This is a genomic window from Pseudomonas sp. HP_01 (assembly GCF_055284355.1).
The window spans coordinates 45300-70699 of sequence record NZ_JBTOPV010000008.1 but is presented as its reverse complement, the minus strand read 5'-3'; the positions used below and the strand labels follow the sequence as shown (position 1 = coordinate 70699).

Annotated in this window: 26 protein-coding genes and 4 pseudogenes; all 30 read right to left on the bottom strand. The window is 50.3% G+C overall.

The annotated features are described in order from the left end of the window. Positions 1–15 precede the first annotated feature (15 nt). Entirely contained in the window at positions 16–1116 is a 1101-nt protein-coding gene (locus ACYAR8_RS06805; protein ID WP_463579449.1) for a WD40/YVTN/BNR-like repeat-containing protein, read from the bottom strand. A 297-nt stretch (positions 1117–1413) separates the two neighbouring features. Beyond that, positions 1414–2373, bottom strand: a pseudogene (locus ACYAR8_RS06800) (omptin family outer membrane protease). A gap of 229 nt (positions 2374–2602) precedes the next feature. Next, a complete protein-coding gene (locus ACYAR8_RS06795) occupies positions 2603–3310 on the bottom strand; it encodes a hypothetical protein (RefSeq protein ID WP_463579448.1) in 708 nt (235 codons plus the stop codon). Positions 3311–4330: 1020 nt separating this feature from the next. Next, the gene (locus ACYAR8_RS06790) at positions 4331–4717 is read right to left on the bottom strand and encodes a hypothetical protein (protein WP_463579447.1); all 387 of its coding nucleotides are present in this window, start codon (positions 4715–4717) and stop codon (positions 4331–4333) included. Positions 4718–4726: 9 nt separating this feature from the next. After that, positions 4727–5032 carry an EndoU domain-containing protein gene (locus ACYAR8_RS06785; protein ID WP_463579466.1) on the bottom strand — a complete coding sequence of 102 codons (306 nt, stop codon included), beginning with the start codon at positions 5030–5032 and terminating at the stop codon, positions 4727–4729. A 187-nt stretch (positions 5033–5219) separates the two neighbouring features. Next, entirely contained in the window at positions 5220–5894 is a 675-nt protein-coding gene (locus tag ACYAR8_RS06780; protein WP_074893751.1) for a hypothetical protein, read from the bottom strand. Positions 5895–6202: 308 nt separating this feature from the next. Beyond that, the gene (locus ACYAR8_RS06775) at positions 6203–7486 is read right to left on the bottom strand and encodes a hypothetical protein (protein ID WP_463579446.1); all 1284 of its coding nucleotides are present in this window, start codon (positions 7484–7486) and stop codon (positions 6203–6205) included. Positions 7487–7891: 405 nt separating this feature from the next. Continuing rightward, a complete protein-coding gene (locus ACYAR8_RS06770; RefSeq protein WP_175514230.1) occupies positions 7892–8227 on the bottom strand; it encodes a hypothetical protein in 336 nt (111 codons plus the stop codon). Beyond that, positions 8206–8438, bottom strand: a pseudogene (locus tag ACYAR8_RS06765) (colicin E5-related ribonuclease). Before ACYAR8_RS06765 ends, ACYAR8_RS06770 begins: the two are co-directional and overlap by 22 nt. Positions 8439–8911: 473 nt before the next feature. Then, the gene (locus tag ACYAR8_RS06760) at positions 8912–9394 is read right to left on the bottom strand and encodes an SMI1/KNR4 family protein (protein ID WP_074893731.1); all 483 of its coding nucleotides are present in this window, start codon (positions 9392–9394) and stop codon (positions 8912–8914) included. Beyond that, positions 9391–12021, bottom strand: a pseudogene (locus ACYAR8_RS06755) (DUF637 domain-containing protein); the annotation flags it as partial. The pseudogene ACYAR8_RS06755 and the gene ACYAR8_RS06760, both read right to left, overlap by 4 nt. 123 nt (positions 12022–12144) lie before the next feature. After that, positions 12145–12729 (bottom strand): hypothetical protein, encoded by a 585-nt coding sequence (locus tag ACYAR8_RS06750; RefSeq protein WP_463579445.1) that lies wholly within the window; start codon positions 12727–12729, stop codon positions 12145–12147. Positions 12730–13089: 360 nt separating this feature from the next. Then, on the bottom strand, positions 13090–13590 hold the full coding sequence (locus tag ACYAR8_RS06745; protein WP_090406889.1) for an Imm70 family immunity protein: 501 nt from the start codon (positions 13588–13590) through the stop codon (positions 13090–13092). Beyond that, positions 13587–13814, bottom strand: a complete 228-nt coding sequence (locus ACYAR8_RS06740; RefSeq protein ID WP_141537443.1) for a hypothetical protein — start codon at positions 13812–13814, stop codon at positions 13587–13589. The genes ACYAR8_RS06745 and ACYAR8_RS06740 overlap by 4 nt, the downstream gene beginning before the upstream one ends. 95 nt (positions 13815–13909) lie before the next feature. After that, a complete protein-coding gene (locus ACYAR8_RS06735; RefSeq protein WP_139214588.1) occupies positions 13910–14458 on the bottom strand; it encodes a hypothetical protein in 549 nt (182 codons plus the stop codon). A 414-nt stretch (positions 14459–14872) separates the two neighbouring features. Further along, complete coding sequence (locus ACYAR8_RS06730) at positions 14873–15664, bottom strand: hypothetical protein (RefSeq protein WP_463579444.1); 792 nt, start codon at positions 15662–15664, stop codon at positions 14873–14875. A 9-nt stretch (positions 15665–15673) separates the two neighbouring features. Continuing rightward, a complete protein-coding gene (locus tag ACYAR8_RS06725; protein WP_139214587.1) occupies positions 15674–16204 on the bottom strand; it encodes a lipase chaperone in 531 nt (176 codons plus the stop codon). Between the two features lie 60 nt (positions 16205–16264). Next, positions 16265–16669 carry a DUF6911 family protein gene (locus ACYAR8_RS06720; protein WP_463579443.1) on the bottom strand — a complete coding sequence of 135 codons (405 nt, stop codon included), beginning with the start codon at positions 16667–16669 and terminating at the stop codon, positions 16265–16267. Next, the gene (locus ACYAR8_RS06715; protein ID WP_463579442.1) at positions 16666–17463 is read right to left on the bottom strand and encodes a cytidine deaminase-like fold-containing protein; all 798 of its coding nucleotides are present in this window, start codon (positions 17461–17463) and stop codon (positions 16666–16668) included. Before ACYAR8_RS06715 ends, ACYAR8_RS06720 begins: the two co-directional genes overlap by 4 nt. 197 nt (positions 17464–17660) lie before the next feature. Next, complete coding sequence (locus ACYAR8_RS06710; RefSeq protein ID WP_463579441.1) at positions 17661–17987, bottom strand: colicin; 327 nt, start codon at positions 17985–17987, stop codon at positions 17661–17663. 331 nt (positions 17988–18318) lie between these two features. Next, positions 18319–18885 (bottom strand): hypothetical protein, encoded by a 567-nt coding sequence (locus tag ACYAR8_RS06705; protein ID WP_139214597.1) that lies wholly within the window; start codon positions 18883–18885, stop codon positions 18319–18321. Continuing rightward, the gene (locus ACYAR8_RS06700; protein ID WP_463579440.1) at positions 18882–19337 is read right to left on the bottom strand and encodes a hypothetical protein; all 456 of its coding nucleotides are present in this window, start codon (positions 19335–19337) and stop codon (positions 18882–18884) included. Before ACYAR8_RS06700 ends, ACYAR8_RS06705 begins: the two co-directional genes overlap by 4 nt. A gap of 153 nt (positions 19338–19490) precedes the next feature. After that, the gene (locus ACYAR8_RS06695) at positions 19491–19886 is read right to left on the bottom strand and encodes a DUF6911 family protein (RefSeq protein ID WP_069665395.1); all 396 of its coding nucleotides are present in this window, start codon (positions 19884–19886) and stop codon (positions 19491–19493) included. Positions 19887–19888: 2 nt separating this feature from the next. Continuing rightward, positions 19889–20278: pseudogene (locus ACYAR8_RS06690) on the bottom strand (cytidine deaminase-like fold-containing protein); the annotation flags it as partial. Between the two features lie 244 nt (positions 20279–20522). After that, positions 20523–22343, bottom strand: coding sequence for a DUF637 domain-containing protein (locus ACYAR8_RS06685; protein ID WP_463579439.1), 1821 nt, complete (start codon positions 22341–22343; stop codon positions 20523–20525). 121 nt (positions 22344–22464) lie between these two features. Continuing rightward, positions 22465–22620, bottom strand: coding sequence for a hypothetical protein (locus tag ACYAR8_RS06680; RefSeq protein ID WP_463579438.1), 156 nt, complete (start codon positions 22618–22620; stop codon positions 22465–22467). Positions 22621–23261: 641 nt separating this feature from the next. Then, entirely contained in the window at positions 23262–24005 is a 744-nt protein-coding gene (locus tag ACYAR8_RS06675; protein WP_463579437.1) for a hypothetical protein, read from the bottom strand. Between the two features lie 481 nt (positions 24006–24486). Then, positions 24487–24777: a hypothetical protein gene (locus ACYAR8_RS06670; RefSeq protein ID WP_463579436.1), complete on the bottom strand. Its 291-nt coding sequence runs from the start codon at positions 24775–24777 to the stop codon at positions 24487–24489. Next, a complete protein-coding gene (locus ACYAR8_RS06665) occupies positions 24774–25166 on the bottom strand; it encodes a hypothetical protein (protein WP_463579435.1) in 393 nt (130 codons plus the stop codon). The genes ACYAR8_RS06670 and ACYAR8_RS06665 overlap by 4 nt, the downstream gene beginning before the upstream one ends. A 24-nt stretch (positions 25167–25190) precedes the next feature. Then, complete coding sequence (locus ACYAR8_RS06660; RefSeq protein WP_463579434.1) at positions 25191–25400, bottom strand: hypothetical protein; 210 nt, start codon at positions 25398–25400, stop codon at positions 25191–25193.

Genomic DNA, 25400 nt, shown 5'->3' with positions numbered 1-25400 from the left:
CTCGCCTGCTTGTTCTTATTGTTGAGCGCTGTCAGCGCCCGTCGGCGAGGTGACGCGAACGCCGCCCTGTCCCACCAGAACCAGATTGCCTTTATCGTCTTCAGCAACGCCGGACAACGAAAGCCGGTCGGGGCGATTGGCGACCGTGAAGCTTTGGCCATCGTCCGTACTGCGCATGACGCTGCCGCCGTTGCCCACCAGCACGATGGCGTTGTCCGGCATCAGCGAGGCGTTGGCGATGCTGAATTCCAGGGGGCCGCGCTCACCCTGCAGCGGGACGGGCTCCCAGGTGGTGCCGAAATCGGTTGAACGAAACAAGTTGCCGCGCAGGCCGTAAACCAGCAGCGTGTTGGACTCCGCAGTGCCGAGCGCACCGAACAGCGAGCCCTGGTAAGGGCCTTCGAGTTTCTCCCAGGTCTGGCCATCGTCCGGGGAGCGGAACATGCTGCCCTGCTCGCCGACCACGAACAGGCCGGCGTCCTTCACGTACGCAATGCCGTTGAGGTGGAACTGGTCTTCGTTGTCCAGACGGTCGCCGATGTCTTCCCAGTGCTGGCCGCCGTCGGTGGTTTCCAGCACAGCGCCATAGGCACCCACGGCAATCCCGGTGGTCAGATCCTTGAACCAGACATCCAGCAGCGGTGCTTCGCGCTTGAGGTCTTCGAACTGTTTGGTCCAGGTGGCGCCGGCATCGCTGCTGGCAAGTATCTGCGCATCGTGCCCTACGGCCCAGCCGTGCTGGTCATCGACGAAATACACCGCCGTGAGCATCTGACGCGTCGGCACCTTGGCCTGAGTCCAGGTTTTGCCCTGGTCGTCGGAATAGAGAATGTGGCCGCGATCCCCCACCGCCACCATGCGCTTGCCGGCATGGGTCACGTCCAGCAGCAGGCTGCGGGAGGCTTTTGCGGATTCGAGGGCGTAGACGGCGGAATCGCCATCGTGAGCGGGGGCGTCAGCGGGCGTAGTGTCAGCGGCGAGGGCTGGGCCGCAGAAGATCGGGGAGATAAGCAGCGACAGAGCAGCGTGGAGAGGCAGGCTATTGAAAAGCGTCCGGGCACTGAAATGGCACCGAATGACCGCAAACCGAGTGCGCCGAATGACGGGCTCACGCATGGAGCTACCCCTTCCTTTATTTTTATTAGGTGCTTGAGGAGGCCATTTTGACAGCGCAGGCGCTCTAGCCTGCACACGAAGTGGCCTCACCGAAGCGACCCCATCCTAGTCAGCTTTGGAAAGGTATGACAATCGACATGACGTTATCTTTTGTTAAGCAACGGGGCGCTGATTGGCGCGTTATCACTGGGAGTTATCGAGCGCATCCGAGGCGTGTAGCGTAGCTGGGCCGTGGACTGTCAATTCAGTCGCAAACCGTGCCGGGCAGTTCGGCGCCAGCACGGTTCGCAGCACGGCTCAGAAGGCGTACGTAAGCGCCAAAGTGGACATCGTCGTCTTGGCGGACTGGCTGCTGGCGTTGCCCTCCACACGGAAACGATCACCGCTTTGGGTATCGTTTATCAAGGTGCTGCCCTTGGTCTCCGCGTACACCTGATGATCCACCCCGGCCTTCAGTGAAAATTGCGGGTTGACCTGATACGTCAGCGCTACACCCAGGCTCTGCATACGCCCGTTGTTACCGTTTTCGCCTTCATAGTTCACGCCGGTCAAATGATGGCGATCATGATCTCGCGCCCGGACCCACTGGCTGTATTTGAACTTGCCCTCCAGCGTCCAGTTGCGGAAATGGTAGAGGCCCACCAGACCCAGGTAAGGCGTGTCGTAGGTCTGCTGATAGGAAATGCCCTTCTCGCCCACCGGGAATTCTCCAGACTCATCGCGGAACCCTTCGTCCGATGAATAGATGTATCGACCGCCTCTCGCGTGCCAGCCAAACTGGTTTCGCTGATAACCGAGCATCACGCCCAAGGCCAGATGATCACGCTTCAGCGCCCAGGCCGTCGCCGCGATATCCGCCTGCCAGGCTTTGGTGATTTGCGTGTCCGGGTGATCGGAGTAGTCACTCCAGTCCGCATGCTCACCGTCCAGCCAATCGTAATCCTTCATATGAGCGTTGCCCTTCGCCACCCGCGTTCAGCCGGTCAGATCAAGGGACAGCCAGTTCACCGGCTGGTAGCTCAAACCCAGGTGCAGCGTCGGCACCTGCTTCATGCGCCAGTTCAGTTGGCTGATCTTCTGTCCACTGTACGGGTCATACACCCTCTCCTGCGCCTGCCCGTTGAGTAAGCCGACACCCACGCTTGCCCTGACCGCCCCCAATTGAAACTGCTCCTCGCGGGTCGTCTGCGCCTCGGCCAATGCTTCCGTGCCAAGCGCAGCCAAGCCCAGCCACAACAGCGTTTTCCTACCCTTCATCACCCACTCCGCACTCTTCTTATTGAGATTTTTGCCCAGCGCCGCACGCAGCTGAACAAGGAGCGAAAGGATGAAGCGCCGCGAAGGAAATCTCTGCCGGGCGGTTCTGAAGGAATTGCGTGAAAGCTAAACGTTGGTGCTGGGAAATTGCCTACAAAGGAGCTGGGGTGGCGGCGGTTGGGGTACCTTTCGGACGTCACTCATCAGAACTTGCCGCTTACCCACACTATTAAAGATTCAGGTCCTTCACGATGGCTTCATCAACGATTTTCGAGATGCCATCCAGAGCAGTGCGCAAGAGCTCAGGCTCCGTGCGGTAACGTTTAGGCTCATAGCCAAACGTGTTGCCGCCATTGAATGCTGAGATGTATTCAGTTCGCTGCCAGATCAACTGGTCGCCACGCTTCATGCTCCCGGTGACAGTGATCGTCGGATAAACGACGCTGCTAAACCCCTGAGTCAACGCAAACCCCCAGTTGTTGACGGTCAGAAGAATTTCCGCATCCGCCGCGTCATGCTCGCCAACCACCTTGAACCGCCCGGTCTGGGACAACTGCTCTTCGAATCGTTGCTTGACCATGCTGCCCAGGTCGATGTTGGCGGTGTTGAGGTTGTAGATGATCGCGTCAACCGTGGACATCGATGCCAGGTCGCCAAGTTTATACCCCGCCGCAAAACCGGCTCCGCTCATCGCGGCCGTTGCCAGGTGTGAGGCGTTCGTCGCCGCGCCCACTGCCACGCCCGCCCCTGCGCCCAGCGCCGCACCCCATGCCTGCTCTCGGCCCATGTAGGTGATGTCCTTGGTGGACCAGACGACTGGGAGGATTTTGACGGTGTGGATCTGGGAGCGGTATTCGGGTTTGAATTTCTGGTTGGTGCAGCCGGTGATGATGAGTGTGAAGAGAGCCAGGGTTACTAGTTTGTGGAGCAGACGCATTTGTTGACATCCTGTTGTTTAGTTGACATCTCATCCGAGATTGCAGCGGGGGTTTGGGTTTGAGCTCGCTGCCCTATGGGTTTGATTGCCCACGTAACAAATCGGCCGGCCTTCCTAATCCTAAAGCCTTAGGGCCTGATAATATTCAGGCCCGGTCGCCTCCGCGCGCGTAGAGTTAATTAGCTGAAATCGTGCTTGGTATTTCGCGTTAAGCGGAGAAAGATTTTTTAGTTCGAGCGCCACCTGCGCTCCTGGTACAGCTTTAGAAAACAATATGCATCACTAAACTCTTTAGAATAAGGGATTTATCCCCTTTCATGCGCCATTAGTCATTGATGCAAAAGCCATCGTAATTGAGGTATAGGGTGTTGTGAAAACCCATAAGAAGTAAAGGGGTCCGAATCCTTTTGACTTCTCACCTAAATCCCAATAGCGCGATGGAGTGCAGGTTAGAATTATTTAGACAAAACAGTCCTTTATCATATTGCGCACCAGACCAATCGGTTTCCTCTTGCCACGCAACCGCTAAGTTAGCGTCGCACAGATTGGCGCCTCTGATACATACCCCTCTTACATCTACCTTCTGCAAATTGGGATCGAAAGATCTACTCAATTAAGGGATTCGCCCCCTTTTGTCACATTGCACACCTCATTAAATGCGGCATTCATAACAAGGAGTTCAGAACGGCTGGCGTTGATATTTATTTTATTAAAAGCGCATTCAATGACATCCACAGTTGCCACCTCAAGTATAAAAAAAGGGGGCTGACCGCTTTTATACTTAGTACAACTCTCATCCAGGAATCATAATTTTCTTGGAGTCGGCTACCGGTTCTTGAACCATTCGCAATACCCCACGCCTCCGGATTAAGGGGTCTGTCCCCTTTTACCCTTTGTCCCCTTTACCCCAATGCATTCCTTGACCTTGAATACCCTTGCCTCATTCAATCCCAGTAGTAGCACGGTCTATCGCCCCGCAGTTGCATTTGCACCAACTCTCCAGCTCCGCCAAATGGTAGTTTAGATTTCAATTTCCTGAATCACTCCTACCTCCGGCTTCAGTTGAATGAAATTCAGCCACGCCAATAGCGCCATCTCAAACGAATCGATATCAAGTAACTCAAAGCAACTTTCACAATAGAGGGAATAAATTTTTACCTGCTCTTTAGTTAACTCAGCCCCCCAAGCATCGCGACTCCAATCTGCAAAATCAATATCAGAATTTTTAACAGATCTTATTCGTTTAACACCTTCATCCAACCACGGCACGGTGTCTAAAAACACTTGCCCGCCATCATCAGTTAAGAGACAAGCAAGTGGGCTAACGCCGTCTTTGTTGACAGCACTTGAACTAACACTCGGCGAAAGAGTTTCAGCAGACTCGTCCCACGAAAAATGCAATCTCATTTTATGCCCCTAAAGCTTTGGATATACAGTAGTTTTTGGACTCAGATATCCCTCGACTTGGACGCCACTAGGTGTCGTTCCCGTCCATTTGTTACCCACAATTTTCTTCGTCTGAAAGGCTCCATCCACTTCAACTTTTATTCGATCTGCGGTCCAAGAGTCGGGAAACATTGTAGACATACCGCCATTGTTCGTCTTGGGCAAAAACTGTCCCGGATTGACTGGATCTGCCACTTGGATTTTAGCGCTATAAACACCTTGCGCATTTTGTGAATTAAGGGGTCCGTCCCCTTTAACCCTTTTTGGATAAGAGATCCTACATCAACCTCCTTGCCCAACGTATCCAGAACCATACCGCGAGAATTGTGTCCGCAGGTAGGTGTTGGCCCTTGGTTCACGACCAGACGATCACCAATCTCTCGAAATCGAATCATCAAGCAATGGATTTTTGGGAGGTGCGCCAGCAGGCTCCCCAGCAGTTGTCGCTCCTCTTGCACCCTATTCAACCTTTCAGCGCTGGCAAAGCCAGCACGTCATCGTAATTTGGCCAGTCTTCTCTGGCACGGTTGAGTACACCTTGCATCAACTCGTCCAACTCAGGCACTGGCTGCTCGGGCGGCAATTGATCAAAGGGCGCGGCCAGCAGCGGATGATCAATCTTCTGCGGATTGGCTAAACCTTCCCACTGGCGCAGGCGCAGGATATAGAGAATTTCCACCGGCACGCGCTCCAAGTGCCAGTCCTGATTGAAGTCGTAGGAGTTCTTCTGGCTCTCTTTGCCGGTTTGCCAAGTGTGGAGGTCACACGCGGCCAACAGACAGGGCATCAGGTCGTCGGGGCTGGGAGTGCGCCACTTAGCCAATAAGGCTTCGTAGATGGGTTCGTCGTAAGCATACGCAGGCCATTGGTGCGAGACATCGCCCACCCAATCGGCAAACACACGCAGCATAAAGGCTTGGGCGCGGCGGTGCTGCTCTTCGTACTCGATTACCAGTTGATGACCGCGGTTGAGCGCCGCATGGGTCAAATAGCCTTGGTGGATGACGGCTTCCTTCCAGCCCAGAATCGCCATGGCGGCCATCATGTTGGCAGCGGTTTGGATGCTGTAGTTTTGTTGGCGTCTGTCATTACCTACGGCTTTAGCCAAAACGTCAAACTGCCCCGCCCAAAAAAACAACTGCCAAATGCCTACTTGGTAGTAACGCATCCAGTGTGCCAATTCGGAAAGCCATCGCGCGTTTCCCGTTGCAGTGGCAAGTACTTTGTGAGCCCTTGTCACCGACATCCATTCTGCACGAGCATCTGTTGCATTGTTTCGGTTTGGAACCATCATTGAACGCTTCAGCGAAGCATCCTCGCGAGTAACGTACCCGCGAATACCGGCTATCTCATATTCATCCGAGACATGTGGCCCCTTCGCTATGCGCCCCAGCACACTTTTGTAAGAAGGCCATTTCGGGTTTACGCCCGAGCGCTCGCACTGAATTATTTCTTGGACCATGGTTCCACCTTAAATTCTGCTACACCTGTTTTACCGGGGGCAGGAACACCGACTTTGACGGTCACGCCTTGGACCTTGACGTTTTCAGAAAGCAGCGCTGCTCGCAAGGCATCACGTAACGCTGGGTCCGAATCGGCAATTGAGCTATTACCCAACCACCCTCTCAACCTCGTCTCCGGATCTCCCTGCGGCGTACCGGCCTTACTCACGCCATTTACCGAAGACTTCGCATCCATCACCACCACGGTAATCGTATCGCCATTGATCGCAACCGCGCATCCATCGCAGCCGTGGTTGCTACTGTTTTGCAGAGGTTTGAAATTGAGGCCGGTTTTTTCGTTAAGGGTTTGAAGGGACAGTTGCTCGCCCAACACCCCATCATTTACAAGCGAACCGGTCTTCCAATTGGGAAGGTGCGACAGCGGGATACTTTCAAATGTCTGCCCAAACAGGTCTTCAACCGAGCTGAGCTTGGGGGGGCTTATTGCATCAGGGGTAACCTGGCCCGGCCCTTTTGCACCGCCGGCGGGTAAATCCGCAGGAGGAGGCAGATCAGGATCAGGGGCGTCCGCATGAGCAGGCGAACCTGTTTCATTATCGGTGAACGCGCTGTCCGCATTGAGATTTTTAGCCGGTGGGTTGTCAGAGGCCTTCGCAATTGCCGCGGCTGACTTGGTAGCCACGACATCGACGACCTCAGCCACCGACTTAGCACCAACGATTGCCGTGAAAATACGTATGGCGAGCAACGTTTTTTGGGCACCGCCGACATCTTGTCCGTAAATACTGTTGAGCTTATCTGAGAGTTCGGGGCTCAGCGCCACGGCGGCGCCTTCCCCTATGGCCTTGCCGCTCTCCTGAAAACTCTCAAGAGCGCCTGCCGGCACATCTTTCAAGCTGGACAGAATGCCGCCAAATACGGCTCCTGGGTCTTTCTTGGCAGCGTCATACAGACTAACGGCACCGTCTTTCAAGGCAATACCAGAGTCTTTCAACTCCTTTAGCAATCCGCTACTCAGGTCTCTGCTGATTCCGCTCTGCACGAACTCTTTATAGAAGTTCGGGTCTGCGGTGTCCGCGAACATCTCCGGACGGAAGAGCTGGTTCCCCGATGTGGTGAACAGTTGCTGCTTGTTTCCCAGTTCGTTGGTAAATGTCTGGCCCGCGCCTGCCAAGAATGTCTCGGCAACGCTGTCAGTTCCGTCACTTAATACCGAACGCCATAGTATGTCGGTGTCTTTAAGCGCCTGCTGGCTAAGCCGCTCCATCGCCGCCTGCTCGGTGATTCCATACTTATCAGCGAACGTCTTGGCGTTATCTTCTAACCATTTCTGCTCTTCAGCATGCAGTTGACGGTTGTACGTCGTCGCGTACTGTGCAATTTGCGCACCTTTCGCGACATGATAAAAAGGGGTCAGCCCCCTTTTATCCCGTCCCTTTTCATCCTCAGCAATTGCGCTAACAAGTTTCTATTTTTTGAAGGTGACATAAGTAATACCTCCAATGAATTCAATATTATCGACTTTACTGTATCCGTACTTTTGGGAAATTTGGCCTGTCCAAGTCTTTAAAGCAGCATCTTCTTCTGACATTCCACTCGCGATATTTCGAGATATTGAGCAGTATTAATGAAAAAATGGGGTCCACCCCCTTTGATTCTCCTTTTTAGCAAACTAACCTTTAACCAGAACAAACTCAAGAAAAAGACTATGACTTGGCAAACCACTCAATATTCGCTTGATAGCCGCTAGTGATTTGGCAAGAAAGCACTCGTCACTGAGTGATGCCGAAAAATCTACAATACAATCCATATCTGGGATCCGCTGATCACCCCTGATTTCAAAACCCTCCATACCCAAAACTGCAATATCATTTTTTTCACAATATTCAACAAGCCCAATTCCATCTGCGATATCGAACAAAGGGACCCCTTCCCATATCAATGTAGGAATCACAGGCAAATCCTTGATAGAAACTTCTTTCATAATCAATCCCATGGGGCGACCCATTTAGGGTCATTCTTATTGGAGACTTGAACAATAGCGCCTGTACGGTCGTTCCTCACTACGTAGGAGCCATCTTTAGCAATATACCCGGAGCCGGATCATTTAGACGGCTTCCCGACACGGTATCAAACCGAGTATCTTTCGTCACAACCGTTTTTATCGGTTTATCTATAGCATCCTGTATAGAGCTTTCTGTCCAGCCTCTCTTACCCATCTGATCGACAATTTTGGGCTCAATCGTTATAGATAGTCCTTTTGACCCCAGACCGCCGGCAACGTCACCAACGCCATCTACAGCTTGCCCGCCAACAGTGATAGCTGGTAAAAAGGGGTCCGTCCCCTTTTATCCTGCCCTTTTATCCTTTTATCATTATATGCTGTTGCCAGTCGCCTTTCGGGATGGGGCGGGAAGACAGTCTAGGATCATAGACATATTAACCATCCGTATAAACCTGGTGATGGAACTGGCCAGGTTCAGTGACCCCACTTTCGTACACATTCAGATTGCCGGCAATTGATGGGCGCACCTCAATAACTGCACCTTTGCCAACTCAGCCATCGAGCAACTTACTTGGAACAAAGGGGTCAGTCCCTTTTAGTCCTATTATCCATTGCTCGCGGTTAAGCGATCAGTCCCATTTTATACCCTACGAGAACAAAGCGACCGCCCCCCCCTTTACGCTTTTTCTATTTGAACTCTCCAGATTTGATTCTCGCTAAGAATACTGGATCTATCCACACGCTTTTCACCTTCATACCCGAAAAATCATCCTGAATTTCTGCGTTGGGGATTAAACGCTTCACAAAATCATCCACATCTGCAGCGATCTCACGATAACCGTCTTCAACTTCATGATCTAGGAACAGTACGGCCTTACTTACAAGATCAATAACCACATAGTTGCCACCCTCAGCTAAAGCAATCGGAATGTACCCAGACCTGAATCTAAACTGCTGGACTTCAATCAATATCTGCGCAATAGAAAGAAACTCGGAAACCCCTACATCTTCTCGAACATCCCCCTGAAGTCCACTCGGGGAAAACCGCGCTCCATTATACTCATTAAAAAACTTTCGAATTTCATCATCAACGCTGACACCTGAGTAGCGTTCTAGTTCTGAAAGCTCGAAATCGGAATATGGCTCAACACTTTTAATTTCAATGTTCACTTATCTATCCCTCCGTTTCTTATTACAGCGGCACCGCCAGTGTGAGGCGCTTCGACATGAACATCTTTCGGGATCAATTGCATAGTCATCCCATCCTCGACATGATGCCAAACGAATCCTTGAGGTGTTTGCGTCAAACCTACCAGCTGATTCGCTAACCTTGAGTCTACTCTATACACACCTGTCATGCCCTCAACCACAACAGTTGAAACTGCGTACGGAGAAAAGTCGGGGAATCCGCTCGCGCTATATGCCACGCCTGAGGGAGACTGGCCTCCTGCATACTGACTGTTTATCGGCTTCCGGCCGCCAATCGTAGGGATAGACATCCCTCCGACAGCGGCCGCCCCACCTAAACCCATGACTGGGGGACCTGGAACAATTGACTGGATCGGAGGCATTCCAAGGTCCGCCGCTTCCTGGGGGGGAATCGGCAAGCCCTCGGAGTGCCTGATTTCGGCTTCGACCTCCTCAACCGGGTTGTGGTGTTGTTCGTTGTTGTATTTCTCGCCAGCGCCGCCAATGAGGCTGCCGGTAGCAGCGCTACCACCCGCCATGCTCGAAGCGATTAAGCCTATGAGTTGCCCTGTTGTGATTTTTGCTTGGCTTCCGGCTTCTGTAAGGTCAGCTGCTGAGAATCGATCACTGACGTACTGGGCCAGATAATTATTCGCTAGCGGCGTGAGCCCTTCCGCCACCCCGCCTGCGATCGCCCCACTTGCGAAGTCACCCCCGGTCGCCTTGGAAATTAACCCACCCAAGACGGCGTGCAGCACGACCTTTTGCACAAGTTCGGGCGCAATGTGCAGCTCCCCGGCTAAATCTCCAACGACCTTGTTCCCCAAAGCGGAACCAAGGTCGATACCCTCGCTGACAAGTGCGCCACCTAGATTGGAACCGAAGTTACCTCCATTGACCGCTGTCGAAACCCCGCTGTTGATCAGAGCGTGCGTGCCGCTGCGTGCCAGCGTATTCGCCCAACTGTCAGGCTGCAGCATGCTCGACGCGTAGCCTGGATTTTGAGTCGGCCCCGCTGTAATAACCTTTGAACCGCCATTAGCGGCGTCACCCGCGCTGGCGAACCAATTTTGGTCTGCGTAATCAATAATGCCCGCGGTCACGCTTGCAATGAGCGCGTTCTTGAGGCTGTTACTGCTAAAGGTATCTTTAACCGTGTTTCCGAGATTGCCTTTGTTGTTGATGACACTCACGGCCGCCGTACCCGCCAAGGAGGTAAGTGCGGCAGTTGCTGCAACATTGCCCCACCCTGCTGCTGCGGTCCCCACCGCAGTACCGGCTTCCACCATGGCGGTGCTACCACCCGCTGCCATTGCGGTCCCGCTTCCCACACCGGCACCAGCAGCGCTGCCAACTGCCGCGCTAGCGGCACCAGCCGTCAATACAGTCGCGACAATGATGATCGCCAGCATCGCGCCCTGACCCAGGCTCGAGCTGCTGTACTTATAAGCGTCGTGGGTTTCCTTGATCAGCTTCCAGTCAACATCCCCCCGCTTCTCCGCATCCTTCAACCAAGCCAGTTCAGGATCAGCCTTGACCATCGCATCAATCGCTTGGCTAACCGTCTGCTGATTAACCTGCTTGACCTCGATATGCAGGCCATCCACCGCATTGATTGCCACAGCGCCTTTGGCGATCAGTTCACTCTGGCGCAAGGTTTCATCGGTCTTGCCCTTGCCTGACATGGAGTTCCACGCAAGGCTCGTATTGCTTTTTTCGTGGCTCTCTTGATGGAGGTCCTTAACCGCGTCAAACGTTATGGAGCCGCCACTCTTGATAATAAGATCATCGCCACTGTTGATCTTCGCGGCCTGGTAATGCTGGTTGCCACCGCTCACCAAGACCATGTCACCGCCAGAAGTTATCTCGCTACTGATGTTGGTGACCTGCGTGACTTCGTCGTGCTTGGTTTTCTTGGCGCCGAAGTGACCTTTCTTCTTCATGTCATACAGCGAGTAGTCGTTGTCCTGCGCCGCAAAAACGCCGAGTTTGTCTCCGGCGGCGAGGTACGCCTCATCACCCGCAGCGATCCGACTGGAGATCAGCGTCAGATCTTGCCCGGCACTCACAGCAACACTCCCACCCGCCGTGATTTCGGTCTGAACCTGGCTGACGTGGTCTTCCTGCTTTTTGACCTTCTTGCTCTTGCTGTACGAGTGCTCTTCATCCGCCGCCGAGCTGATGGTGACGTCTTCGGTCGCGGCCATGGCGATGTCGCGTTTGGCGTCGATCTGGCTGGCGATGGCGTTGATGTCTCGCCCCGCTTGTACCGAGAGGTCGCGGCCTGCGCTGGCGGTCGAGCCGATCTGGGTGATGTCGCTGCTGGTGCGTTTAGGGCTGAGTATCTGGCTGTTGGTAACCTGCGCAGAGGCGATGTTGACGTCTCGCCCGGCATTAAGGATCAGGTCGCGGCCGGTCTGGAGCGTGCTGCCAATGTTGTTGATGTCGCGGCCAGCCGAAACGCTCAGGTCGTTGGCAGCTTCGATGCGGGCGGCGTTGTCGGCGTATTCCTTATGCAGTTGGCCCCGCACGTCGCTGTCGAGCGAGGTCACGCTGCGCTCGTTGGTGACATCGCCGCCGATGGCGGTCACGGTGACGTCGCGACCGCTCTCGGCTCGTTACCTACGTACGCTGCCAGTCCGGGCGGTAAGGATCAGCCCTCATTCCGTCCGTGATAGTGGTAAGGCTAGCCAGCTTGGGATCTGCCGCTGTCGCTTTTGCACTTTTCTCGCTTATATAAACCGAAGTTTCCAATAGTCATTGCCCGCCACTATCCAGTACCGCTCGCGAGCAGGGATCAAAAAGCTAAAATCAAAGCATTCAGCAGTCCAGTTAGAATAAGCTAGACTTTCATGACCACGCACGTCATCCATGTGCATAAAAATTTTTCTATCAAAATTTATGTAGAACCTAGGAAGCTTGGAATTAATAATATTGGCCTTTTCAAATAGGGCTGAGGACAAACCATCACCGGTTAAAAAATAATTTTCAACCTTTTCAAAGACTTCATAATCAGCCGCAATAAAATTTTTCAAATCGCCTGAAGACAAAATCTTTTCACTTGAATCATTTAGATACTGCGGAAAATTTTCCGACGTCATTTTCAAAATGCCGCCCCTGAAAATTTTACATGATTGTTCGTATTGCTCTTGTGTTATATCACCATCTTCAAGATAGGCACGATAGTCTTTTTCTGCGTCAAGAGAGAAATTATACTTTTCATCTATAATCCAATAACATTTTCCAAAGTGTACAAAAAAGCAGACACTTCTTTCTCCATTCCAAAGATCATTAAAGACTGCCTGGTTCAACTTCATTTTTTGAACTCCTTGAAAAATTCAGCTTGTGTATAAACACGGGCGTTACTCGAGTTCTTTTCGAGTAGTGACTCCCAAACCTTGGGTAACTCATAAACAAAGGGGTCCGTCCCCTTTTATCGCGTGTTGTGTATTGAGATTTTGCTCCTGTTAAGGAGCGAAAAATCATGCTGAAAAAGGGCGGATTGAGCAGGTAGACCGTAGGTCGTAAGGATGGGTGCAAAAGGGGTGCAACCTGAGTGCAGAAAGGATGCAACCTGGGAGCAAAAGGGAAGCAAATAGATAGCAAAAGGGCTGCAAATCGGATGCAAAAACACCGGCGTTAAGCCGGTGTTAAATAAAAAATAGAATTTCTACAGATCAGCGACGCCAGAACGGTAACTCGTCAGAAGCAAGAGAGTTATACAAGTCTTCGGAACGATTCACATCAAAAATATAGTCAGGCGCGTCGGTAAAGCCGATTCTTAAAGGGACGTACTCATTAAACTCTTTATAAAAAACATCTGAACATTCGACAGCATCAAAAATAATTTTGAAGAAGCGAGCAAAGATATCAGCCAGAGTATTACCACTCAAAAGCAAACGAGTATTTTCCTCGTCCACCCCGAAAGCGCTTATATCAAAGCTATCCGCAGGAATGCTATTAAACTCAGCCCTTACACTCTCTAAATCTATCTTTAACTCAGCCAGTTCGTTTTTGCTTAAAGAGCGGCAATAAAGCTTCTCTGTAACCAAGGGATACCTGCTTCCTCTTTTGCCGCCCTCAAGAAAAAACACAACTGACTTAAAAAAACAGTCAACGTCAGAGGCTGGACCTAAGACAGATATTGTCATTGCGGCAAGAACACCTACATTTTTCATTCTGCTTTAAACCTGATGGATGAGGGAGATATTGCCCCATTTGACTTATCAACTATTCCACGAACGATTTGCGCACGCTGCACAGGCGTAACAGCTTGCCCTCGAATATCAATAACGACTTGCTGCTGCATTCCTTGCGGTAAATTTTCAGCTCGCTGGAGGGCTTGCTTGGAAACATTACTAATCAATCCGCTTTGATTTTTTGCGATGTTGTAGTTTTTCACTTCAACACTGCATACGTTACCTACACACCAGTCTGTAAAAAGGGGTCCGTCCCCTTTTATCGCTGTGGGATATATTCTGAAGGCCTGGTATAGAGCTAATTCGTAAAAAAAGAATTAACCATATCTTCTGTGAGATCCTGATATGACAACCGCAACAGGTGAGCCAGCGCAAAGCCTACTCTCTCAAAAAACTGTTCACTTGAAGAAACATCTCCATATGCAGCACAACAAATATCTATCTGACCTTGATTAGCATTAACATCTTTGGCGAGCCCCTGCTTCAAACCAGCGATCGACGCCTTTGCGTACTCAACTGGCAAACCCACATGTGCCACTTCAAAACCATCAATAAGTGAGCCTTTATAAATCGCACAAGTCGAAGAGTCGCTAATGACATTTATTTTAAGACTCCCCCCTGAAGATTGGTAATGTAGACCAAGTAGCGCATACAAAGAGCGCGCACCTCTGGGATTCATAACCTCAAGTACTATATTGCGCAATTCAGGTGATTTATTTTTATCACCTGTAGAATCTAAACCAGATCCATCAGGACCTCGCCATTTACAATCAACAACATGAGGATGAGGCTCATCACACCAAAGACGGAATCGTCCAAATCGCCCAACACGACCACTTATCATCATTGCTGCCCCCAAAATTACAACCAGTTAGGAATGAAAGATCCGGGCTCAGCAGCATTGATAGCGTTAATGACGTCCGGATGATAAACGCTATATGGGGAAACTTCATAATTACCCTGTGCCCCTTGGTGTGCAGTACTGTAATCCAACCCTCTACTCATCATAGTGGACTCAGATAACTCGCGAATATAGAAGCTTGCATCTGCGCCTTCTATTGATATCCCATCAGCTAGAGCTGTTCGCAGCCGGCTAACCATTAGATTGTTCTCTGAAAAAATCAAGGGGTCCGCCCCTTTAATACGGGGACATCAGCTATTTTTTGACCTTGCGAGTAAAAAGGGGTCCGTCCCCTTTTATCGATTGAAGAAAGGGGCCGCCCCCCATTATCAATCTGCTAAATAAATTAGATATCAAAACCTATCCCACTGAAACAAAATCAGGACGAGGCACTTTGGGCATGTCTTCGTAAGCTTTCAAAACAGTCTGCAACGGCGTCAAGGTTTCGTCATTGTGCCAGTAAACAATTTTAAGCCATGTTGCTGCACGAATATATTGCCCACCACCCAACCAAGTTTTTTGTAAATTGGCTTGAAGCATTTTTCTGCCGGCCCTAAAAAGTTCGTCCTCATCAAAATCCTGAAGAGCTGTTCGATGAAGACACAAAGCATAACCAAAGTCTTGAGGCTTCAAAACGCCGGATAACAAAATCTCTTTTTTACCATTCCAACGCTGATACATCTCAACACCTGACTCAAAGCCTTCGTCATGCTCCCCGGCCTGATATGCAAAAGCCATGTAGTCATCTAAGCCAGTTTTGACGATATCATGCGTTGACCACGGGCGTTTTTCGTAACGCCAACGAGCTTCCTCATACACACGTGCCAGCCCCCACTCACCTTCAGAATTCCAGCCCGTGTCCATCCATTCACCCAAAGCTTTGGCCCAGTGCAAGGTTGTTCTGTGACCATTAATGTCTGGCCCGAACGCCTCATCGACTTCTATTGCCTTATCTATCCATTGCAGTGAGCGGCGGATTACGGGGGCAATCTCGCCGTGGAGGCCTACAAGCCAAGCTGAAATCACATCGGACAAATCAGACTTGGCAACATTCCCCATTGGCCGCGCTGGATCATACTGTGCCTCCAATTGCCATTTAAGCATAGCGTCACTAAAACCATTAAACCGTGTTTTGATCGGATCAAAGAGCATAAGTTATCCTCAACATGGATTATTTCCGCAAAATCTTACAGGTGTTGAATTTCTTGCAGCACCAGAGCCAACTGTATTGGCACTGAAATTACCATCCCTTAAGTTTTGAATGGCTTGCTGCTTTACTGCATCCGGCAGATTAGAATTTCTGATTGCTGTCTGCGCGTCGGAGACTGCACCATTCAGCGCATTCGAACCTGGCGTAAACGTTGGAGAAGAATGCACATTTTGAGCGCTGCTACGAAATTTGTTATCCCACAGAGAAACCCAGCCGGTAGCTGAGTTGACTGAGATCACATCCGCGCCGTGCGTACCGATGGCATCACCGTATCTAACCACCGTTTCACTGGGAATGTTTGCAATATCGTTCGCCAACTTCAATTCGCCCACGTAACCGTTGATTTGAGAATTTGCGATATTTGGATTGGATGAGGAAAGTGTTTTTGGGATGTAATAGAGGCCAGCAACAGGATCAGGTAGATTTGGATTCAGCGCAACCCCATTGCTTTGTCTTAATGAGGTTGCTGGATTAGCGGCCAAGTCACCAGCTGCCGCCTCTACACCTTTTGCACCAACTAGTCAGACGATATTTAGTGAAACTTACGCCATGATATCCACAGACACATTTCCTGAACGAGCAAACTCGATAAAAATAGAACAAACAATTTCCACATCATGTGTGACCGCTCTAGCAGGATACATCTCCCCTAAAATGCTGACGAGTTCGTTTTTTGAGTTGAGATCAGTCATAGTTCTGACGACATGCTCACCATCTTTATCATACTCGCTAAGCATCAGAAAAAAACTTTCACTTTCAACATATAGCGCCAATTCATAGGGGCGACCTTCAGATTCAGACTCGCACCGCATCTTGATAACGCCGGAGCCTTTACCAATGGAAGTCAATACCCCTCGAACATCCAATTCTTCGGGATCCATGATAGCTTCTAACTGATGGCGATATCCATCAGCGTCAACAATATAGCCGCCAAAAACCATACTCATGGCACCTCCTTAATCGACCGCATTCCCGGCACCCAATTATATTTTTTTGGTAATCCAGTTACGTCGTCTATCGCTTGAATAGTCAAAGAACTCAATCCGGATTTTTCCGCAGCGGCCGCTATATCACCTTTGCAAAATCCACATACATCTTTACCTGCAACGCTCATAGCCATATCAGCACCTTGAGTCTTGCCAGCATTATATGCCTGCTGTATGACGCCAATTTCTGCATGAGCGTCAGCCATATTTCCATTCGGCAAAGATTTTCCTGTTGCTTCAGTTTTGGCCGTTACTCGATCAGCTATCAGAGTTGGCTCATCTGGATTTGCCTGAGCTACTGGACGAGCTGTTTGGTTTACATCAGTAAATGCCGCATCTCCAATTTTTCCCTCTGCGGTGACAACCGGAGAAATACCTTTTGCACCACCAATTAAAGCACCTTCCGCTGCGCCGGCTGCTCCAACCCCGTCAGCAAAAACCTTTGCGGCGATCGAGATCTTAATCGCCATCTCTTCTTCGAGCAAGAAAGCGAGTTGCCCAATCCTGGCGTCGTCCTCTTGGGCGGCGGCGATCTGAGCGCTGTGGCCAATGCTGTTATAGAGATGCTCGTCCTCGGAGCGCGGTCGAACCTGAGTCTGAAAGAAGTCCTGAATCGTCTGCGAATTGGCGGCCGTCCACGCTGCCTTCTGTTCTGCGGTGCCTGCAAATGGATAATCGTAAATTTTGTACGCACCATTCTGTTGCAGGCCGGATAAGGCATTCTGGGCAGCTGGGATACCTACCTGACCAGCCATTTCATCGAGATAAGATTTAAAGTCGTTATTGAGCTCCTCTCGCTCAGCATTAGTTAGCGGCTGATAAGATCAAAGGGGTCCGTCCCCTTTTATTCTGAATAATTGCTTGTGTTTCGCCGACGGAGCTCGTGTTAAACCGAGCCTTGGACTGGGAATGAAAAAGGGTCCGCCCCCTTTTATCTCTAGTTCAGGTCATGCTACTCAATAAAATCTTCCATGTCATACTCTCGACGACTGTAGACAAATTCTCCCAAACACTCCAGCTCCCCTATGGGCTTGCTCGAATACTCGCACTCTATCTTTATATGGGGAATGCTATGAGCGCCAATCAGAGCCGTAACATTTGTCGCAACAACCTCCAGACTTTCATAATCAAAATCGACTGGCTCTCTTTCCAAGTAGTACCTTATGACTAAGCTATTTTTTTCTGAGATCGAAATAGCGACGGCTCGAATAGCCGGATATATCTCGCCTATTAGCGCTCGCCATACACATAGAATAAGCCAGTCAGGAATTGCTTTCACGATCCACCTCCTATTGTTGTGGGATTTGTCGGGACGATATGCGCGCCTGATTTACCTGAGTGCAGATCAAAGGGGTCCGTCCCCTTTTATTCCGTCCCCTTTTATTCACGGAGAAAACTTCTACAGCAATTCCGCGCTACACTTCATTCCCTGACTTAAGCTTTTCCAGAAGCCATTTCTCAACCAGATCTAAACGCATCATCATTATTCAGGCTTGCGCAGTGGCTTTAATTTCTTTGACACGCCCCCCCTGTCGACTCGATTAAGTTTTGACATAGAACAAAGGGCCCACCCATTTTATCGGTCCAAGTTTATAACGCCTAATCATTTATCATTTATCATTTATCATTTCCATCCAGGAATCATAAGTTTCTTGGAGTCGGCTACCGGTTCTTGAGCCATCCGCGATACCCCACGCAAATGCATTGGCAACTCTCACAGGATTTGTTGGAATAATACCTGGACCGCCTATGACAGGCTGCCCGTAATCAGCGAGCTTTTTACTACCCTTCAATTGCATCCAGCTTAGTGATGGATGATTTCTAATTGCGACCTCCCCGTAGTACATACCGACTTTTACAGCCAAAGACTTTTCCTCATCAGTCAAGTCCCAAGCGACAGGGCTCGCTTGAGCGACTGTGGAAAACTGCACCGCATCTGAACTTGATTTTGTTTTTTTAAGTTTGGTGGCAAACCACTCACCGAGTGCACCTAAAGACTCCGGAGAGAAGTCTGCCCTCCAACTATCAAATCCGGGAGTCTGCCAAATACTTTGAATTAACTCATCCAAACAATAGGGCACATTTAGTATAAAACATTCATAAAAATCACTTAATTCTTTTTTAGTCATTGATGCAAAAGCTGTGGTGACCGGGGTATAAGCTGTTGTAAATTTCATATTTCATGCACCACTACTTTAATGCCCGCATCGGAAAGTGCCTTGAGTAACGCGGGCGCGGCGCCCACGCGGCCCGTAACAGGGCTCGTGAAAAAATTCCATGTTACCCCATTTACCATACCTCTACTCAGCAACTCCGCGTCCTTAGCCACTTGAAGTGCCGTACTTGCATCAAGTGAGGTGTAACCAACCTTTGATTCATGGGCCATGTTACCGGGAGCCAATTGATCGACAAAACGTGCACCTAGGCTTGTCTGAAATGACACCTGTGACTGACCACCCAGCGACTTTAAGTCATTCTCTCCAATTTTCCCTGTCGCTCCAATGTCTGTCGACGGATTAGGTGAAGGAATTCTGGTAGAACCCTCACCAGTCAGGGTGTAGTAGTTACCGTTACCTCCCAGATATATCTGATTTCCACTGCTATCCAGAGTCCCAGTAGCTTTGTACACCCCGCCGCCTGGGCCTGTCACAGAGCCATCAAGTTCTTGGGTATAACCTTTAGGGCCTGCGAAGCTGGCATCGTTGGATGCAGGTTTGCCAGCCCCTACGACGCTTGTCTCTCCAGAAACCAATCCGGACGCGGTGTCTTTTGCCCCAAAGGATTAAGCCATTAGGTTAAAAGAAACCTGACCCCCTTCAAAAAACCGCCTAAAAATATCAACCACAATTTCAAAATCCGTACAAACTCCTGAGGCATCTACAGCATCCCCAAGGATACAAACTGTCTGCCCTGAATTTTCGCCTCCTATGTAAGAACGAACAATGTAATCCTCGCCATTGTCCTCCCCTAAAGTCATCGCATACTTTCCATCATCTGCAATAACTTGCAAACTCAACAGCTCAAACCCATTAAAATTCACAGCCTCTAATGTAACAGAGCCAGACGTCCCGCATACTTCTCTTAGACGAAGTTCAATATCACTCCAAAGAGGTTCTTTAGCTCTACCCCCCTGACATTCAGATCCAAACCCGACAATCCATGATAGAGAAAATTTCATTACTAATTCCTCTCTCTCAGAGCCCGCATTCCAGGCTGCCAATATAGAGTTTTACCAGTTGCAACCTCTTTGACCTCAAGAGAAGTAAGTCCAGATTTCTCCGCCATTGCCGCAATATCTCCTCGACAGTACCCACACACTGCTTTACCAGAGACGGTAAGCTCCATGCTTGCCCCCATAGTTTTACCAGCAGTATATGCCTGCTGAATCACACCTATTTCTGCGTGAGCGTCGGCCATGTTTCCATTTGGCAGGACTTTCCCAGATGCGTCAGCCTTAGCGGTTACCCGATCAGATATCAAGGTTGGTTGACTCGCATTAGCTTCTGAAGCTGGACGTGCAGTCTGATTAAAATCGGTGAATGTTTTTCCGCCAATCTTTCCCTCTGCGGTTACAACTGGAGATACACCTTTTGCACCTACTCAGGAATAATTTTCAACTCACTCCATAGTGGTTTCAGTCCTAGACTTTCCATATAAGTCCCATAGTCGAAAAAGGCCCTAACCCCAATGTCTTCGTATAAAAACCATGAGGCCTCGCACTCTTGACATACGAACAAGCAAGTGTCATCAGCTATAATCTTAGCCCTGACAATATCTCCCTGCTCACACCTTGGACACAACATATAAGACTTCTCTATTTAACAGGATAAGCGGTAATGACCTGACTGGTCCCAGGCCGAACAATAATTTTAATACTCGTTTCTCCAGAAGTACCAATCGCTCGGCCCATCGGGACAACATATGCACCCGGATCATTTACTACAGGACTACCTTTCTTGAGCCATGCCTCATCGATAGTGCCTAAAATCTCTTTTCTGTCCATACTAAAGACGCTATGTGTTGTCTTGGCCGGATTCGGATCAGCATGCTCTAAAACATGCAAAACTCTGTTTCCTTGAACCGATCCTTGTCCATAGTCTAGACCAGCTGGAGTTGTCCAAGTCCGGGTAGCCTTGTCAAACGTTAGCTCTACTGCACCACCTGTCGCTTTTGCACCGCCGGCGGGTGAGTCCGCAGGAGGAGGCAGATCAGGATCAGGGGCGTCCGCATGAGCAGGCGAACCTGTTTCATTATCGGTGAACGCGCTGTCCGCATTGAGATTTTTAGCCGGTGGGTTGTCAGAGGCCTTCGCAATTGCCGCGGCTGACTTGGTAGCCACGACATCGACGACCTCAGCCACCGACTTAGCACCAACGATTGCCGTGAAAATACGTATGGCGAGCAACGTTTTTTGGGCACCGCCGACATCTTGTCCGTAAATACTGTTGAGCTTATCTGAGAGTTCGGGGCTCAGCGCCACGGCGGCGCCTTCCCCTATGGCCTTGCCGCTCTCCTGAAAACTCTCAAGAGCGCCTGCCGGCACATCTTTCAAGCTGGACAGAATGCCGCCAAATACGGCTCCTGGGTCTTTCTTGGCAGCGTCATACAGACTAACGGCACCGTCTTTCAAGGCAATACCAGAGTCTTTCAACTCCTTTAGCAATCCGCTACTCAGGTCTCTGCTGATACCGCTCTGTACGAACTCTTTATAGAAGCTCGGGTCTGCGGTGTCTGCGAACATCTCCGGACGGAAGAGCTGATTCCCCGATGTGGTGAACAGTTGCTGCTTGTTTCCCAGTTCGTTGGTAAATGTCTGGCCCGCGCCTGCCAAGAATGTCTCGGCAGCGCTGTCAGTTCCGTCGCTTAACACCGAGCGCCATAACATATCGGTGTCTTTAAGCGCCTGCTGGCTAAGCCGCTCCATCGCCGCCTGCTCGGTGATTCCATACTTATCAGCGAACGTCTTGGCGTTATTTTCTAACCATTTCTGCTCTTCAGCATGCAGTTGACGGTTGTACGTCGTCGCGTACTGTGCAATTTGCGCACCTTTCGCGACGTCGCCACCCACCGCCGCCGCAGCCACAATCCCAGTCAGCTGCGAGGCCATCACTTCGAGGTTCTTGTTACCTCCGACCATGCTGCTTAGTACGTTGATCAGTGCCTCGTTAGCACCAGCAGCGGCGGCTCCTGTTTTGAAGTCCCCGCCGGTGGCTTCGGCGAGCAACCCGCCCACCAGCGCGTGCGCCATCACTTTTTGAGGGCTGCCTTCGGCGTATTTCCCCAACGCCCAGTCGCCGACCATCTTGAAGCCGATGGCCATACCAATATTGCTAGCCTGACCTACCAGCGCATTACCGAGATTGTCTGAGTAGCTGCCCCCATTGATCACGGTATTAACGAACGCATCAGACGCTGTAAAAAGGGGTCCGTCCCCTTTTATCCCTCTCGCCGACTGACCTGGGCTGTTACCGGTGGGGCTTGCGCCACTGATGCCGCTGGTCCCGGGATTGGGGGTAACGCCTGTTGCGCCCGGAATTCCCGAGACGCCAGTAACGCCTGCTGCGCCGGTGACACCGGTTATACCGCGGACACCTGCTACGCCTGTGACGCCTGTGACGCTTTCGACACCTGCCACCTGGTCGAAGGCTGCAATGCCACCCGCGCCGGCCTGGTGGCTCGGAACCGAGAACCCGCCGTTGCCGGAATTGCCAAGTGTGGAGAGGCTTAAGAGTTAAAGGAATCCGTCCCCTTTAACTTTATGGTCCTGCTAATTCAGCGGCCCCATCAGCATCAACGCCAATGAGTCCTTTCGAAGTACCTATCACAAACTCATCAAATGTTATTTCACTTCCGCTCATGGTGACTCTTGGAGAGTAGATGGTTCCCACACCATTAGCTGCATCAAAAGACACTTTACCTAATTCCTTAGGTATTTCTTTTGCACCCAGACCGCTGCCAACTCACCAACGCCATCTACAGCCCGCCCGCTGACAGTAGTACTTGGTGAAGGATAATTTCCAGATAAATTTCCGCTATAAGGACCTTCGGAGGTGGTCCACTCAGGCGTACCGGTCGAACCCTTTGTGCTCGTACCAGCCTGCGCTAAATCTGCTGCTCCGTTTGATCCTGCTTTCGCCTCGGCCGCCGCTAGGTTTGCCGCACGCTTTTCAGCGAGGAGGGCCAGCATGCCTTTGGCGCCGACGCCGCCCAGCATCCCCAGCACAAGATCGCCATCAATCAGAGCGATAAAGGGGTCCGTCCCCTTTTATCCCCTCCCCTTTTATCCCCCTTTTATCCTGAAATACCTTTAATACCCAGTTCATCAGACATTTTCTGAGCACTATTTGCCTGAGCCTGCGTAGCTACTTCCCAGCACCCGATTAAACCATTCTGATTTAACACGTCAGACTGCCTAGAGAACAAAGGGGCCCGTCCCTTTTGATTGTCGAATGCTTCAACCGCTTGTTGTTAAAAAACAACTCAATTTTGCCGACTTAGCTTGATCTTCGGAATTTACACTGCCCCCCCTGCCGCCTCCGCACCAACTACAGCGTCAATTTAATCCAAATAAAATCCGCCTAAGAGCTCCTTGTTTTTCTATGGTTGAACCATCAGAAAAAACCTTATCAGATGTTACAACTTTAAAAAATCTTCCACAATCATAAACTTTAAAACCCTGGCTTTCCAACAACGAAATGCTGGCAAACCTATCCACACCAGCTCTCTCCCAGAAGAGGTTTCCTAGCCACATAGTGCTTCCAATCGCCTCAATATATCCTTGCCTGAGCACGTTACGGCCGGGATTCCCTGAGGTATCAATTTCCATTTGATCCAACGGGGGAGGCAAGCCATTAGACTTCATTAGAAGACCTGAAATAGGGCGCCCCGCGCATTTATACTCTAGAGGGTCTGTAGCGCTCTGCCAAAAATCATATTCGACATCAGAAACCCATGCCTGAATGAAACCTTCAACACTGAGAATAGGCCCTATACCCTCTTCCAACTTGGTAATACTATGACCCTCTGATTCTTCTAGTACCAAAAAGCAATAACCCAGCGCTGGAAGCAACCCGAATCGGAGCTCAAGCCCACCAGACATCAAACCGCTAGGCCAAGATTTTTTTTTCAATATTTTCTTTTCAAGCGCTTTAACGTCAATCTTAACCCCCTGCAGAAAAAAAACTGCTGGGGGGGAAAGCTTATTTAAAAGCTGCTCAACCAAGGCCAGCATCTGCAAACCACTGATCGACTCAAAATCAAAAACAAACTTGAATCTTTTCATCTTTTCAGGTCTCACTTGAATTCTTTAACAATCACTTTCACATTATATTCACGGCCGAATTCGATAAGCGACTTAGCAGCAGCCGAACCACCAGGCTGAACTCGCAAATCAAGCACCATATTTGCTGGTACACGATTAAGGGGTCTGTCCCCTTTTATGCTTTTTTATGCTTTCCCATTGGAGCCATACCCTGGACCATAATCACAGGTATGCGTGTGCGGGTCGGAATGGTATTCCGCAGGCTTTCCTTGGTTCCCATATCCGTGATTAGTGTAATCCGTTCTTTTAACCTGTCGGCCATACTGGTCATACTCGATCACAGACTCTTCCAGTTTCCCAGTCGCTGGGTTGTAGCTCTCCTGCGTCACAGTCCCTGTTCCCGGAGTCGTCTGAAACGGTTTCTTCCCGGTAAATACCTCGTCTGGAAACGTTCCTTCATTTGCAACAACTTTAGCCCTGCCCGTCGTACCTGTATCTGCTTCCTCTTTTGCACCAATTAAACTTTAAGAAAAATAGAGAAATCCGTCCCCAGTTCATCCCTCAAGCATTCAGCTAGCAGTACTCCCTCCTGTTTGAATTCGCGCTCTAAATCCTCACTCTTGAACCCAGAATTTGGCGGATAATCAGAATCGAGTGTTTCATCGTACATGGCAGCCCACTTTGTTAAACGCCGCTGAAGCTCTTCAGAAATAGGAAGCTCGCAAGGAGCTATGTCCCCATACTCATCGGGGGACATATTCCAAAGAGGATGACATTGATAATCCGGCATCAACTTTATATTTTTCACTTAAGGCTCCCCCTTGGATTTGCACCGACGACAAATCCGTTGTCACCAACGGTCACAGCAATTCGCTGCGGCTGCCCATTTATAGTTAGCTCATAAATTGGACGCCCAATTCCAGTACCTTGATAACCAACGAGCTTCCCCTCAGAAACAGCTTTCATTACCACACCCGGAATCTCAGCCTCAGACACGCCCATCTGAGCAAATTGGCTACCATGCTCCTCCATGATGTGCTGCAAACCGGCTTTCGAGTTTCCAGTCTCTAGGAATACAACCTGGCCGCTAGAGTTGCGAGTCGTTGCAATGACATTCTCTGGCGTAAATTTCACACCATTAGCAGCTAACTCATCAAGCAAAGATGTGTTGAGGGCACCTTTTGCACCGACGGCCAAATAAAAGCCATGCTAATTAACTTACTAAACTATCCACTCCACCTCAAAATCAACTAGCTGAGCCTGAAGCCCTGCCTCATGCTCGAACCAGTAGTCAAACCCTTCAACATCACTTTTCTTCAAGTAAAGATAATACCCGCCAGTGTCGCCATCACGGTCGTCCGCAACAACAATTTCCCAGCCAGAATATTCGCCAGTGACAACAATACCCTTCCGAACGACAGACATATCCAT